At 69.4% G+C, this 12,942-nt stretch carries 11 protein-coding genes and 1 pseudogene; 9 read left to right on the top strand and 3 right to left on the bottom strand.

Annotated features, from left to right (window positions below):
• Nucleotides 1-7 precede the first annotated feature (7 nt).
• Both SB754_RS14560 and galU read left to right on the top strand, forming a co-directional pair.
• Nucleotides 8-1,408, top strand: a complete 1,401-nt coding sequence (locus SB754_RS14560; RefSeq protein WP_410783022.1) for a UDP-glucose dehydrogenase family protein — start codon at nucleotides 8-10, stop codon at nucleotides 1,406-1,408.
• Between the two features lie 47 nt (nucleotides 1,409-1,455).
• A pseudogene (gene galU / locus SB754_RS14555) lies at nucleotides 1,456-2,340 on the top strand (UTP--glucose-1-phosphate uridylyltransferase GalU); the annotation flags it as partial.
• A gap of 270 nt (nucleotides 2,341-2,610) precedes the next feature.
• Here the strand turns inward: galU and SB754_RS14550 are convergent.
• Nucleotides 2,611-2,940 carry a hypothetical protein gene (locus SB754_RS14550; protein ID WP_410783021.1) on the bottom strand — a complete coding sequence of 110 codons (330 nt, stop codon included), beginning with the start codon at nucleotides 2,938-2,940 and terminating at the stop codon, nucleotides 2,611-2,613.
• A 38-nt stretch (nucleotides 2,941-2,978) separates the two neighbouring features.
• Here SB754_RS14550 and SB754_RS14545 point away from each other — a divergent pair, with 38 nt between their 5' ends.
• Nucleotides 2,979-3,770, top strand: a complete 792-nt coding sequence (locus tag SB754_RS14545; protein WP_410783020.1) for a GNAT family N-acetyltransferase — start codon at nucleotides 2,979-2,981, stop codon at nucleotides 3,768-3,770.
• A 1-nt stretch (nucleotide 3,771) separates the two neighbouring features.
• Here the strand turns inward: SB754_RS14545 and SB754_RS14540 are convergent, their stop codons facing one another.
• Nucleotides 3,772-5,559: a glycoside hydrolase family 2 protein gene (locus SB754_RS14540; RefSeq protein WP_410783019.1), complete on the bottom strand. Its 1,788-nt coding sequence runs from the start codon at nucleotides 5,557-5,559 to the stop codon at nucleotides 3,772-3,774.
• A 47-nt stretch (nucleotides 5,560-5,606) separates the two neighbouring features.
• On the bottom strand, nucleotides 5,607-6,617 hold the full coding sequence (locus SB754_RS14535; protein ID WP_410783018.1) for a LacI family DNA-binding transcriptional regulator: 1,011 nt from the start codon (nucleotides 6,615-6,617) through the stop codon (nucleotides 5,607-5,609).
• A 200-nt stretch (nucleotides 6,618-6,817) separates the two neighbouring features.
• Here SB754_RS14535 and SB754_RS14530 point away from each other — a divergent pair, with 200 nt between their 5' ends.
• The 6 genes from SB754_RS14530 to SB754_RS14505 are packed head-to-tail and all read left to right on the top strand — an operon-like array spanning nucleotide 6,818 to nucleotide 12,747.
• Complete coding sequence (locus SB754_RS14530; protein WP_410783017.1) at nucleotides 6,818-8,131, top strand: ABC transporter substrate-binding protein; 1,314 nt, start codon at nucleotides 6,818-6,820, stop codon at nucleotides 8,129-8,131.
• On the top strand, nucleotides 8,124-9,107 hold the full coding sequence (locus SB754_RS14525) for a carbohydrate ABC transporter permease (RefSeq protein ID WP_410783016.1): 984 nt from the start codon (nucleotides 8,124-8,126) through the stop codon (nucleotides 9,105-9,107). Before SB754_RS14530 ends, SB754_RS14525 begins: the two co-directional genes overlap by 8 nt.
• Nucleotides 9,104-9,997, top strand: coding sequence for a carbohydrate ABC transporter permease (locus SB754_RS14520; RefSeq protein WP_410783015.1), 894 nt, complete (start codon nucleotides 9,104-9,106; stop codon nucleotides 9,995-9,997). Before SB754_RS14525 ends, SB754_RS14520 begins: the two co-directional genes overlap by 4 nt.
• A complete protein-coding gene (locus tag SB754_RS14515) occupies nucleotides 9,994-10,974 on the top strand; it encodes a glycoside hydrolase family 43 protein (protein WP_410783014.1) in 981 nt (326 codons plus the stop codon). The genes SB754_RS14520 and SB754_RS14515 overlap by 4 nt, the downstream gene beginning before the upstream one ends.
• Nucleotides 10,971-11,873 carry a glycoside hydrolase family 43 protein gene (locus SB754_RS14510; RefSeq protein ID WP_410783013.1) on the top strand — a complete coding sequence of 301 codons (903 nt, stop codon included), beginning with the start codon at nucleotides 10,971-10,973 and terminating at the stop codon, nucleotides 11,871-11,873. The genes SB754_RS14515 and SB754_RS14510 overlap by 4 nt, the downstream gene beginning before the upstream one ends.
• Before the next feature lie 10 nt (nucleotides 11,874-11,883).
• On the top strand, nucleotides 11,884-12,747 hold the full coding sequence (locus SB754_RS14505) for a phytanoyl-CoA dioxygenase family protein (protein WP_410783012.1): 864 nt from the start codon (nucleotides 11,884-11,886) through the stop codon (nucleotides 12,745-12,747).
• Nucleotides 12,748-12,942 lie beyond the last annotated feature (195 nt).

The raw sequence follows: 12,942 nt of genomic DNA, 5'->3' as shown, positions 1-12,942 counted from the left end.
CGATCCCATGACCGCTCCGAAGAAGATCAAGGACCAGCCGGCCCCGCGCATCAGCGTGATCGGCACCGGCTACCTCGGCGCCACCCACGCGGCCGCCATGGCCGAACTCGGCTTCGACGTCGTCGGCGTCGACACCGACCCGCGCAAAGTCGAGGAGCTGAAGGAGGGCCGCGCCCCCTTCTTCGAGCCGGGGCTGCCCGAGCTGATCCGCCGGAACGTCGCGGCCGGCCGGCTCACGTTCACCACCGACCTCGCCGAGGCCGTCGCCGTCTCGGATGTGCACTTCATCTGCGTCGGCACGCCGCAGCAGTCCGGCTCGTTCGCCGCGAACCTCTCCTATGTGGAGGCTGCAGCCCGCGGTGTGGCAGAGAACCTGACCCACGACGGACTCATCGTGGGCAAGTCGACGGTCCCGGTGGGCACCGGGGCACGGTTGCGGGCGATCATCGCCGACGCCGTGCCGGGTGGTATCGACGTCGAGCTGGTCTGGAACCCCGAGTTCCTCCGTGAGGGCAAGGCGGTGGAGGACACCCTGTCGCCCGACCGGCTGGTCTTCGGCGGCACGTCGCAGAAGGCGGAGGCCACGCTGCGCCGGATCTACGAGAAGCCGATCGCCGAGGGGACACCGGTCCTGGTCGCCGACCTGCCGACGGCAGAACTCGTGAAGGTGAGCGCCAACGCCTTCCTCGCGACGAAGATCTCGTTCATCAACGCGATCGCCGAGGTGTGCGATGCGGCGGGCGCCGACGTCGGCCTGCTGGCGGACGCGCTCGGTCACGACAGCAGGATCGGCCGGCAGTTCCTCAACGCCGGGCTGGGCTTCGGCGGCGGCTGCCTCCCGAAGGACATCCGCGCACTGATGCACCGCTCGAACGAGCTCGGCGCGCACGCCGCGGTCGGCCTCCTGCAGCAGGTCGACGAGATCAACATGGGCCGCCGTCAGCGCGTGATCGACCTCGCCTTGAAGGCGCTGGGCGGGTCTGTCCTCAACCGCCGGATCGGGGTTCTGGGCGCCGCCTTCAAGCCGCACACGGACGACGTGCGCGACTCGCCGGCGCTCAACGTCGCGGCGGCGCTGCACCTGCGCGGCGCGCAGGTGGTCGTCTACGACCCGCAGGCCCTGGGGACCGCGCAGCGGCTGTACCCGACCCTCGGCTACGCCGACTCGATGGAGGAGGCGCTGACCGGCGCCGACCTCACCGTCGTGCTCACCGAGTGGGACGAGTTCACCACCGCCGACCCCGCGGAGCTGCGCGGGATCGTCCGCGGGGGCACGGTGATCGACGGCCGCAACTGCCTCGACGCAGCCGCCTGGAACCGTGCCGGCTGGACCCTCCACGCCATGGGCACCGTTCCGGAGGCGGAGCCCCTCCCCGACGACCTCGCCGCGCTGACCCCCGTCCGCTGACCGCCGCCCCCGCCCCCTTCGACGACACAGAGAATCAGGAGAACCAGATGAGCAGTTACGTGACCAAGGCCGTTATTCCGGCGGCAGGGTTGGGGACGCGCTTCCTTCCGGCCACCAAGGCCATGCCGAAGGAGATGCTGCCTGTCGTCGACAAGCCGGCGATCCAGTACGTCGTCGAGGAGGCAGTGACCTCCGGCCTCCACGACGTGCTGCTGGTGACCGGGCGCAACAAGAACGCGCTGGAGAACCACTTCGACCGCAATGCGGAGCTGGAGGACGCGCTCGCCAAGAAGGGCGACACCGACCGCCTGCTCAAAGTGAGCTACTCCACGTCACTGGCCGACATGCACTACGTCCGCCAGGGCGACCCGAAGGGACTCGGCCACGCGGTGCTCCGTGCCAAGATGCACATCGGGCACGAACCGTTCGCGGTTCTCCTCGGCGACGACATCATCGACGCCCGCGACCCTCTCCTCGGCCGGATGCTGGAGGTTCAGCACGCGCTCAACACGACCGTCGTCGCACTCATGGAGGTGCCCCCGGAGTCCATCCACCTCTACGGCGCCGCCGCGGTGGTCGAGACGGACGACGACGACGTGGTGCGCATCACCGGACTGGTCGAGAAGCCGAGTCGCGAGAACGCGCCGTCCAACTACGCCGTGATCGGCCGGTACGTGCTGCGCCCGGAGATCTTCGACATCCTCGAGAAGACGGAGCCGGGCAAGGGCGGCGAGATCCAGCTGACGGATGCGCTCCAGGGTCTCGCGACCGCGCCCGCCTGGACCGGCGGTGTGCACGGGGTCATCTTCCGAGGGCGGCGCTACGACACCGGCGACCGGCTGGACTACCTGAAGGCGATCGTGCAGATGGCGGTGGCGCGGGAGGACCTCGGTCCCGAGCTGCTGCCGTGGCTGAAAGAGTTCGCGACGACGGCTGGGCCCGCCGAGACGGCGCCGATCCCGACGTTCCCGCTGATGCCGTCGCTCGAGCCGGCTGCCCTCGAGCCGGCTGCCCTTGAGCCGGCTGCCCTCGAACCGGCCGCGCTCGACGAGGCGGCGCTGGAGCCGGCCGCACTGGAGCCGGCTGCGCTCGACGCGGCTGCGCTGGAACCGGCGGCGCTCGACGACGCAGCGCTCCGGGAGCTGCAGCCGGCGACTGGACGCTGACGCACGCGTCGAGACCGACCCCTCAGCACCGACCCCTCAGTCGAGGCCGAGCCGCTTGAGCGTGTGGTTCTCGCTGTGACCGGGGTCGGTCTCGATCTCGTCGATCGCGATCGGGATGCTCGGCCCGACCGCGAGCCAGACGAAACCGTCGCGGTGGACGAGCGGCACGAGGTCCGTCGTGCCGTCGCGCAGCAGGGTCCGGACCCTCTTCAGCAGTGCGTAGCCCTCGGACGGCTTGGTCACGTACGTCTTCCGCCGGTAGTGGATCACGTGGGCGACGGTCTTGGCGCTCAGCCCGGCGACCTCGGAGTCGGTCAGCGCGGATGCGTCCGCGGGTGGAGCGTCGGCGATTCGGGTGTCGGTCATGAGACGCACGGTACGCCGCCTGCGCTAGCGTCGACAGGGTGAATCCTCCTGAGCCGGCCGTTCTCGACCATCTCGCCGATGCGGGTTGGCCGGCGCTCGAACGGGAGCGTCTGGACGGGTGGGCACTCCGCGCCGCGGCCGGGGTGACCAGCAGGGCGAACTCGGTGCTCACGGCCGGAGCGGTGGCCGACCTGTCCTCGGCGGTGGGGACTGCCGAGCGCTGGTACGCAACGCGCGGCCTCCCGCCGGTGCTCCAGGTCAGTCCGGCGTCGCCGGAGGGGCTCGCCGCAGAGCTGCAGCGGCTCGGGTACCGGGAGCATTCCCGGACGGACGTCCTCGTGGCGGACCGTAGCGACGTCGCGTCAGGCACGGACATCGCGTCAGGGACGGACATCGCGTCGAGGATCGAGGATCGCGCCGATGAACGAGGCGTGACGATCGCCGATGCGCCGAGCGAGGGGTGGCTCCGCACCTGGTGGTCGGTGGACGGCCGCGGCGGCGAGGCCGAGCTCGCCGTCGCCGCGCGCATCCTCACCGGCGGCCGGGCGCTCTATGCGTGCCACGGCGATCCGGCCGACCCCGACGCGGTCGCGCGGCTCGCCCTCGTCGGGGAGTGGGGCGGACTGTACGCGGTGGCCACACGTCCGGAGGCCCGGCGGCGCGGACGGGCCCGGGCGCTTGCGGTCGCGCTCGCCGGGGCCGCGGGGGCGCACGGCGTTAGCGACCTCTGGCTGCAGGTGCTCTCGGACAACACCGCGGCCCATCGGCTGTACGGATCACTCGGCTTCCGGCACGCCTCCGGCTACGCCTACTGGTCGAGGGACCGCTGAGTCACGCGCCGAAGATCGCTCGCAGCTTCTCGATCGGAGCCTTGGGCCTGCGGTCCTCGAAGACCAGTCCGTTGGTCTCCTGCCCGGTGTCGGCGAGCTGCGTGTAGCAGTACCCGGCCAGCGGGGCGGCCGACCGCACCGCTCCGACCAGGGCGCGCAAACGTTCCACGAGGTCGCCGGTGCTCGTGGCGGTGGAGTAGCCCCAGGCGTCCTCCGGGCCGTTCTCGGTGTAGGAGATGCCACCGAACTCGGTCAGCATCAGCGGAGCGTCCGTCCGCTGCGAATCGTCGACGATCAGTCGCCGGCCCGCGAAGGTGAACGGTGCGCCCAGGATTCCCTCGCGGTTCGCGTACCGCGCGGCGACGCGCTCTGCGTCGTGGTCGTAGTCGTGGATCGAGAGGATGTCGGACGCCGCGTGCTCCCAGCCGTCGTTCGAGATGACAGGCCGCGACGGGTCCACCGTCTTGGTGAGGTGGACCAGCGCCTTGGCGTAGGACACCATCCGCTCGTCGTGCGCGAGGTGCTGCACGCCCCAGCTCTCGTTGAGGGGCACCCAGGTGACGATCGAGGGATGCGACCGGTCGCGGTCGAGGATCGCCGACCACTCCGCGATGCTCCGGCGCACGGCCTCCGGGGTGAAGGCGTACGCGGCGGGCGCCTCGCCCCAGACCAGCAGGCCGAGCGTGTCGGCCCAGAACAGGAACCGCGGGTCTTCGTACTTCTGGTGCAGGCGCGTTGCGTTGAAGCCCAGGTCGAGGATCAGCTGCGCTTCTGCACGGAGGGCGTCCGCGCCGGGGGCCGCGGAGTGCGACGCGGGCCAGTAGCCCTGGTTGAGCACCGAGCGCACGTAGAAGGGGCGGTCGTTCAGCAGGAACCGTCCACCCTCGACGCCCACCGAGCGCAGGCCGAAGTAGGAGGTCACCACGTCGTCGGGAGCGCCGGGCACCTGCAGGCGGAGGGCCGCGTCGAGGAGGGTCGGGCGCTCAGGCGACCACAGCAGCTCTTCATAGGCCTGCCCGTTGCTCTGGCGCTGGATGCGGAACGGCACCTCCACCTCCCGCCCGTGGACCGCCGTCTCCACCGACGCCAGCGTCTCCGTGCCGAGGTCGACCCGGATGCGGACCGTGGTTCCGGCCGGAGCCGGGCGGCTGAGCCGCAACTGGGCGGTCACCTCACCGGCGGGGACGTCGGTCACCCAGTGAAGCTGCTCGATGCGGACGGCGGCCGCCGTCTCGAGCCACACCGGCTGCCACATCCCGGTCGTGCGGTGGTACCAGATGGAGTGGGGGTGGTGCCGCCAATCCTGTTTTCCGCGCGGCTGCGTCACGTCGGCGGGGTCGTCCTCGGCGCGGACGGCGAGGGAGAAGTCGCCGTCGCCGGCCAGGTCGGTGATGTCGAGGGTGAAGGGGGTGGACCCGCCTTCGTGCCGGCCGGCCGAGCGGCCGTCCACCCACACCTCGCAGGCGTGGTCGACGGCACCGAAGTGGAGGAGCAGGCGCTCGCCGGCCGGCACCTCGTCGCGCAGGACGGTGCGCTGGTACCAGACGACCGGGTGGAAGCCCGTGTCTCCCACGCCGGATGCCTCCGACTCGAAGGGGAACGGAACCTGGATCACTCCCGGGAGCGACGTCGCCGACTCCCAGTGCTCGCGGCGGCCGCGGTCATCGTCGTCGAACGCGAACGTCCAGGCGCCGGACAGGTCGAGCCAGTCGGCCCGGACGAGCTGTGGGCGCGGGTAGCGCCCATCCTGTGCGGTGGCCGCCTCCGCGCGGCGTTCTTCCGTGAGCATCCCCTTAGCATGCCCGATCCGTGCAGCGCTGTAAAGCCGCCCCTCAGTCATGGCAGGGCGGGTGCGCTCTCCCGGGTGACCAACGAGAAGGGCGCCAGCTCGTGCCTCCCCATGCCGTCGAAGCCGGAGACGCGCTCGAGTAGCATCTCGACGGCCCGGGATGCGAGCCCCCGCATGTCGGGGGCAACCGACGTCAGCGAGGGATACGTCACCGCTGTCATCGGCGTGTTGTCCCATCCCGTCACCGCCACGTCGTCCGGCACGTGGAGGCCGCGCTCCTGGAGCGCGCGGAGGGCGCCGATCGCGGCCAGGTCGTCGCGGCAGACGAGCCCGTCGAAGCGCAGCCCCCCGTCGAGCGCCGCGCCGACCGCCCGGACCGCGTTGCCGGCCGAGACCGCAACGCTCGGGATGAGCAGTTCCGGCTCCGGGGTGAGCCCGGCGTCCTCGAGCGCCTGCTGATACCCGGCGATGCGCAGCTTCGACGTCCGCGTGGTGCGGGAGCCCTCGTGGCCGGCGAACGCGATCCGCCTTCGGCCCTGTGCGATCAGGTGCTCGGTCGCCGTCCGCGCGGCCTCGACGTTGTCGATCATGATGCGGTCGACGGTCAGAGGTGCGGCGTTCTCGCCCAGCACCACGAGGGGGATGTCGGTCCGGCTCTGAGCCAGCTCGGCGGAGTTCATCACGCTCGGCTGGAAGATCATGCCGTCGACGAGCCCGGATTCGCCCGCCGAGACCACGGCCCGCTCGCCCTCGATCGTGCCTTCTGTCTGCTCCAGGAGCACCCGGTACCCGCGCCGCTCCGCCTCATCCGCGACCACACGCGCCAGCTCGGCGAAGTACGGGAGGGTCACGTCGGCGAAGGCGAGCGCGAGGAGTCCCGTGCGTCCGGTCGCGAGGCGACGGCCCATGATGTTCGGCCGGTAGCCGAGCTCGTCGATCGCGCGCTGCACGCGCTCGCGCATCTGCGGACTGACGTGGGCGTAATTGCGGACGACGTTGGAGACGGTCTTCATGGACACGCCGGCGTGCTCCGCCACGTCCTGAAGCCTGACCGCCATCGCGCATCCTCTCGCGTCACCATTCGGTTCCCCGCTGGGTCACTCTACAGCGGACCGCGGCAAGCGGTCACCCTGGGTTGACACCGATTATCCAGCGCTGTAAATTCGCGGAACATGCCGAGTGTACGGCTCCAGCACCACCGATCGCGTCCGCCACAGCGGAAGGCAGGCGCGAACGGCTCACTCAAGGGAGAGATCACATGAAGAAGCGATTCGCCGCACGCGCGATCGCGGTGGCGGTCACAGCGGGCCTCGGGCTCGCGCTGACCGCCTGCGGAAGCAGCTCGGGGTCGGGAGGGGCCGAAGTCTCCTCCGGCGACTACACCGGACCCAAGGTCACCATCAGCTTCTGGAACGGCTGGACGGGCGGCGCAGCCCCCGTGCTCGTGCCCAAGCTCGTGGACAAGTTCAACTCGGAGCACAAGAACATCGTCGTGAAGGACGTCCCGATGGAGTGGGCGGACATCGCACGGAAGATGCCGCTGGCGGTCAAAGCCGGCAAGGGACCGGATGTCGCGGTCGGCCACGGCGACGACATCGCGACCTACGCAGCCCAGGGCCTCGCGCTCAAGGCGGACAGCATCGTGAAGTCGCTCGGCTACAAGGCGAGCGACTTCCCGGAGGGGCTGCTCGACGCCGGCAAGTACAACGGCGGCCAGTACGCGGTGCCGTGGAGCGTCACCCCGCTCGGCCTCTACGTCAACAACGATGTCCTGAAGGCGGCCGGTGTCGACCCGAACTCGATTCCGAAGAACAAGGAGTCGTACCTCGCGGCCCTCGACAAGCTCAAGGCCGCGGGTGTGCAGGGCGAATGGGTCGACGGTTACGTCTTCACCGGAACGTTCGAGTTCGAGAGCCTGCTGTGGCAGTACGGCGGCGACCTGTTCGACAAGGGCGCGACGAAGGCCACCTTCAACTCCGACGCGGGCGTCAAGGCGCTGACCTGGATGACCGACCTCATCAAGAAGGGCTACAGCCCGGCCGATGTCTCGCAGGACGGCAACATCAACGCCCTGATCGCGGGGAAGAACGCGTTCAACTGGAACGGCGTCTGGCAGACCACGAACACCGCGTTCGGTCCGCTGAACTGGCAGGCCGTCGGCGTGCCGCAAATCGGCGACAAGAAGGCCGTGTGGTCCTCCTCCACCCACTGGATGTTCATGAACAACAAGGGCCAGGACAAGAACAAGACCGCTGCTGCTGCGACGTTCGTCAAGTGGATGAACGACAACTCGGCGGACTGGCCGCAGACCGGTGAGCTGCCCGCCAAGAACTCGGTGCGCAACGACCCGAAGCTCGTCCAGACGTACCCGAAGCTGAAGCCGTTCCTCGACGAGCTCCCGTACGCGCACTACGAGCCGATCGCCCCCGGCATCACCACGGTGGAGGCGACCATCACCACCGCCGTGAACGAGGCCATCACCGGCAAGAAGGAGCCGAAGCAGGCGCTGGACGACGCCGTCGAGAAGGCGAACGCGCTGCTGAAGCAGAACAAGGCGAAGTACGGTGGCTGACACCGCTTCGATCGTGGCGCCCCGGGAGACCGGGGCGCCACGCCCGCTTCGTTCCGGCCGCTCGGCGCGCCGGCGGCCCGGAGCGCCCCGGCGCACCGGGGTCGCCTACCTGTTCCTGGCGCCGTTCCTGGTGCTCTTCGTCGTCTTCGTCCTGGCGCCGGCCGTCTTCGGCCTGTGGATCAGCCTCACCAACTGGAGCCCGTTCAAGACCACCCAGGACTTCGTGGGCCTCCAGAACTACTTCGACCTGTTCACGCCGGGCAGCGCCACCTCCGGCGACTTCTGGCAGTCGATGCTGGCCACCGGGATCTTCACGATCGGCACCGTTCCGCTCCTGCTGATCATCCCGCTGCTGGTCGCCGTGCTCCTCAACCAGAAGATCCGTGCCGGCTCGTTCTTCCGCGGCGTCTTCTTCGCCCCCTACGTCCTCGGCGTCGCCGTGATCGGCGTGATCTGGAAGTACCTGCTCGACACCCAGTCCGGCATCGTGAACCACCTGCTCGGCATGATCGGGCTGCCCGACAACCTGCCGTGGACGGTGGATGTGCCGTGGGCCTGGTTCACGCTGGTCGGCGTGACCGTGTGGTGGACCATGGGCTTCAACACCGTCATCATCCTGGCCGGACTCAAGGGCATCAGCGCCGACCTCTACGAGGCGGCCGCGCTCGACGGCGCCGGGGCGATGCGCCAGTTCTTCAGCGTGACGCTGCCGGGCCTCCGGCCGGTCATGACCTTCGTCGTGACCATCACCATCCTCGCGAGCGCCAACATGTTCGGGCAGTCGCTGCTCATCACCAAGGGCGGCCCGGGCAACACGACGCGCTCCGCCATCCAATACATCGCCGATCAGGGCCTCTCGCAGAACAACCTGGCACCGGCGGCTGCGATGAGCTACGTGCTGTTCGCCTTCCTCGCGATCATCAGTGTCATCAATTTCCGGCTCCAGCGCGAGCGGGTGGAGAAGGGCGCCTCATGACAACCACGACCCTCCCCGAGAAGACCGCGAGCGAGACCACCGTCCCCGCCCGTCGCCGGCAGACGCCGCAGGCCACCCTGCGCAAGAGCGTGCTGTACGCGGTGCTGGTGGCGCTGTCGCTCATCGTCATCCTCCCGCTGCTGTGGATCCTGATGACCTCGTTCAAGACGGACGCGGACGCGGTGCGCAACCCCTTCTCGGCCCTCCCGAACCCATTCTCGTTGGACGCCTACACCACCCTCTCGAGTGGTCAGCAGCCGGTCTTCCGCTGGTTCCTCAACAGCCTCGCGGCTGCGGCGCTGCAGACCGTGATCATCCTGGTCACCGCGTCGATGGCTGCCTATGCGCTCGCGCGCCTCGAGTTCTGGGGCAAGAAGATCGTCTTCGGACTGATCATCGGGACGCTGCTGGTGCCGCCGGTCATCTTCCTCATCCCGAACTACCTGATCGTGCAGAACCTCGGCTGGCTCGACACGATCTGGGCGATCACCATCCCGGGCGCGGCCAGCGCCTTCGGCGTGTTCTTCCTTCGGCAGTTCTTCGTCGGGCTGCCTGGCGAGATCGAGGAGGCGGCGCGCATCGACGGGGCGGGCGACTTCCGCATCTTCCTGCAGATCGTCCTGCCGCTGGCCCGCCCGGCACTCGCCACTCTCGCGGTGCTGAGCTTCCTGGCGAACTGGAACGACTTCCTGTGGCCGCTCTACGTGCTGATCAGTCCAGACAACCTGACGTTGCAGCCCGGTCTGTCGCAGCTGCAGGGCGCGTACTCCACCCACTACGCCATCGTCATGGCGGGGGCGGTGATCGCCTCGGTGCCGGTGCTCATCCTGTTCTTCTTCGCGCAGAAGCAGATCGTCGAGAGCGTCGCCACCAGCGGGGTCAAGGGATGACGGCTCGCCGGGCACTCCAGGCGGCGGTCGCGGCACTGGGGCTCACCCTCGCCGCCGCCCTCGCCGGGTGCTCGGCGGGGCCGACTCCGAGCGCCGAGCAGTCGAGCTCCGTCGCTCCGTTCCAGATCGACAGCGACTTCCCGGATCCCGGGGCGCTCGTGGTGGGCGACCGCGTCTACGCGTACGCCACCAACACTCCCGCCGTGAACGTTCAGGTCGCCTCGACGACGGACATGAAGACCTGGAAGGTGAGCGACCAGGACGCCCTGCCCCAGCTGCCGTCGTGGGCCGCCCCCGGCAAGACCTGGGCGCCCGGTCCCGCCGAGCTGGCGGCCGGCCGCTTCGCGCTCTACTTCACCGCGTCCGATGCTGCGAGCAAATACCAGTGCATCGGCGTCGCCTTCGCGGACAAGCCGGAGGGCCCGTTCACCTCGACCGCCGAGAAGCCCCTCGTCTGCCCGGTGGACCAGGGCGGCGCGATCGACGCGAGCGTCACGGCCGATGCGGACGGTCAGCGCTACCTGGTCTGGAAGAACGACGGCAACTGCTGCGGCTACGACACCTGGATCCAGGCGCAGCCGCTGGCGGCAGACGGGGCCTCGCTCGCCGGGCAGCCCACCCGGCTGATCAAGCAGACGGAGTCGTGGGAGGGCAAGCTCGTCGAGGCGCCGGTGATCGTGCGGCACGGCGACGAGTACGTGCTGCTCTACTCGGCCAACGACTACGGCAACTCCTCGTACGTGACGGGCGCCGCGACGGCGAAGAGCCTGCTCGGGCCGTACACGAAGGCGAAGAAGCCCCTGCTCTCGACGCCGGGCACGAAGGGGAAGTACCTGGGGCCGGGCGGAGAGGACCTCATCACCTTCGAGGGCAAGGACTGGATGCTGTTCCACTCCTGGGACGAGGCGTTCGCCTACCGCGGCATGCACGCCGTGCCGGTCGCCTGGCGCGACGGCCTCCCGGAGCTCGCACCGTGACCAGCTCCATCCGGGTGAGCCGGCACTGGGGGCCGGTGTGGGACGGGTACTTCGCCGACCCGTTCCTGCTGCGTCTGAGCGGCGGCGGCTATGCCGCGTACGGGACGCACCCGGGGAGTGACGGCGATCGTGTCTTCGAAGCGCTCGTCTCTCCGGACCTGGCGCGGTGGGAGAGCGCGGGCCCGGTGCTGGAGCGCCTGGCCGACCGCTTCGGCGACGACTACTGGGCGCCCGAGGTCGCCGAGGCCGACGGGTCCTTCTGGATGTACTACTCGGTAGGCCGCGGCATCGAGGGCCACCACATCCGGGTCGCACGCTCGGACTCTCCGACGGGTCCGTTCCGTGACCTCGACGTCGACCTGACGCCGGACGAGTTGTTCGCGATCGACGCCCACCCGTTCCGCGATGCGGACGGCCGCTGGTACCTCTTCTTCGCCCGTGACGTGCTCGATCACGAACGCCCCGGGACCCATCTCGCCGTCGCGCCGCTCGACGCGGGGATGACCTCCCTCACCGCCTCGGCGGTGCCGGTTCTGAGCCCCAACGCCGACTGGCAGCTCTACGAGCGCGACCGCCTCATCCACGGACGGCGCTTCGACTGGCACACCCTCGAGGGCCCAGCAGTGGTGCGCCGCGACGAGCGCTATTGGCTCACCTACTCGGGCGGGGCGTGGACCGGACCCGGCTACGCAGTGGGCGTCGCCGTCGCACCGCATCCCCTCGGCCCCTGGTCGCACGTCGATCAGCCGCCCCTGCTCCGGAGTGGTGGCGACCTGCGCGGCCCCGGGCACAACTCGCTCACGGTCGCGCCCGACGGCAGTGACATCATCGCGTTCCACTCCTGGAACCAGGAGGAGACGGCACGGCAACTGCACCTGGGCGCCGTGGAGTTCGACTGAGAGGAAGACAATGAACGACGACGTTCCCCGCGTGACACCCGCACAGCTCGACACGTCCGGACTCGAGCCCGAGATCCAGGAGGCCGTGACTGCGCTCTACACGGACGGCACCATCGGCAAGAAGGGCGCCTTCAGCGTCGAATGGGCCGACCGCCTCCGCGAGGACATCGAGGTCGCCTTCGAGGAGGCGCTCTCCCGCCCCGGCGGCGCGGTCGGACGCGGCACCAAGCGCTACTACGTGGAGATCCACCCCGAGCAGATGCGCGGCTGGCTGGAACTGGTCGACCACCCCTGGGTGCGTGGTCTCTGCGAAGCCGTCCTCGGCCCGGACTACCAGATCGTCGAGCTGGGCTTCGACGTCCCCGGTCCCGGCGCGAAGGACCAGCCCTGGCACCGGGACTTCCCGATGGCCGAGGAGACGAAGCGCACCGGCCGGTTGACCTCGCTGGCGTTCAACCTCACCGCGGTCGACACGACCGACGAGATGGGTCCGTTCGAGATCGCGCCGGGCACCCAGTGGGATCTCCCGGAGGGTTTCGAGCACGAGATGTTCCCGGTCCAGGATCTCTACCCGCGGTTCATCGAGCGGGCCATCCGCAAGTACCCGAACCGCGGCGACATCTCCGCCCGCTCGGCGCTGACGGTGCATCACGGCACGAAGAACACTTCAGACGTGTCGCGCCCGGTGCTCGTCCTCGGCGTGGACGCTCCGGGGGCCGGGAATGCCGAGCACCACGACATGGCCGTGACGACGGGCTTCTACGAGTCGCTGCCGGAGCGGGTCCGTGCGCACCTGGTCTGCCCGGTCGTGGAGGAACTGACGCCGATCACGCAGAAGCACACGATCGAGGGCCTGATGATGGGCGACGCGTAGCTGGGGATGGTCCGTTAACGCCACGATGCCGGGCTGTAGGGAGACTAGGGTTTCTTCCTACGGCCCGGCATACGTTCGGGGTTACTCCGGATGGATATTCGGGTTCCTCCGGCGCTCTTTGAGAATACACGAAAACACGTCGTCGTGTAGGTCAAATGGAGGACAATTTTGTACCCCGATCCTCCCCCAGTGCGA

Source organism: Leifsonia sp. SIMBA_070, from assembly GCF_046534635.1.
GTDB lineage: Bacteria > Actinomycetota > Actinomycetes > Actinomycetales > Microbacteriaceae > Leifsonia.
Note: the sequence above shows the minus strand (reverse complement) of the source record. Positions and strands in the feature narration are given on the sequence as shown.

Excerpts from the sequence above, each read along its gene's own strand:
- SB754_RS14540 (WP_410783019.1), bottom strand. The coding sequence starts at position 5,559 with ATGCTCACGGAAGAACGCCGCGCGGAGGCGGCCACCGCACAGGATGGG.
- SB754_RS14505 (WP_410783012.1), top strand. The coding sequence starts at position 11,884 with ATGAACGACGACGTTCCCCGCGTGACACCCGCACAGCTCGACACGTCC.
- SB754_RS14535 (WP_410783018.1), bottom strand. The coding sequence starts at position 6,617 with ATGGCGGTCAGGCTTCAGGACGTGGCGGAGCACGCCGGCGTGTCCATG.
- SB754_RS14550 (WP_410783021.1), bottom strand. The coding sequence starts at position 2,940 with ATGACCGACACCCGAATCGCCGACGCTCCACCCGCGGACGCATCCGCG.
- SB754_RS14520 (WP_410783015.1), top strand. The coding sequence starts at position 9,104 with ATGACAACCACGACCCTCCCCGAGAAGACCGCGAGCGAGACCACCGTC.
- SB754_RS14530 (WP_410783017.1), top strand. The coding sequence starts at position 6,818 with ATGAAGAAGCGATTCGCCGCACGCGCGATCGCGGTGGCGGTCACAGCG.
- SB754_RS14515 (WP_410783014.1), top strand. The coding sequence starts at position 9,994 with ATGACGGCTCGCCGGGCACTCCAGGCGGCGGTCGCGGCACTGGGGCTC.
- SB754_RS14560 (WP_410783022.1), top strand. The coding sequence starts at position 8 with ATGACCGCTCCGAAGAAGATCAAGGACCAGCCGGCCCCGCGCATCAGC.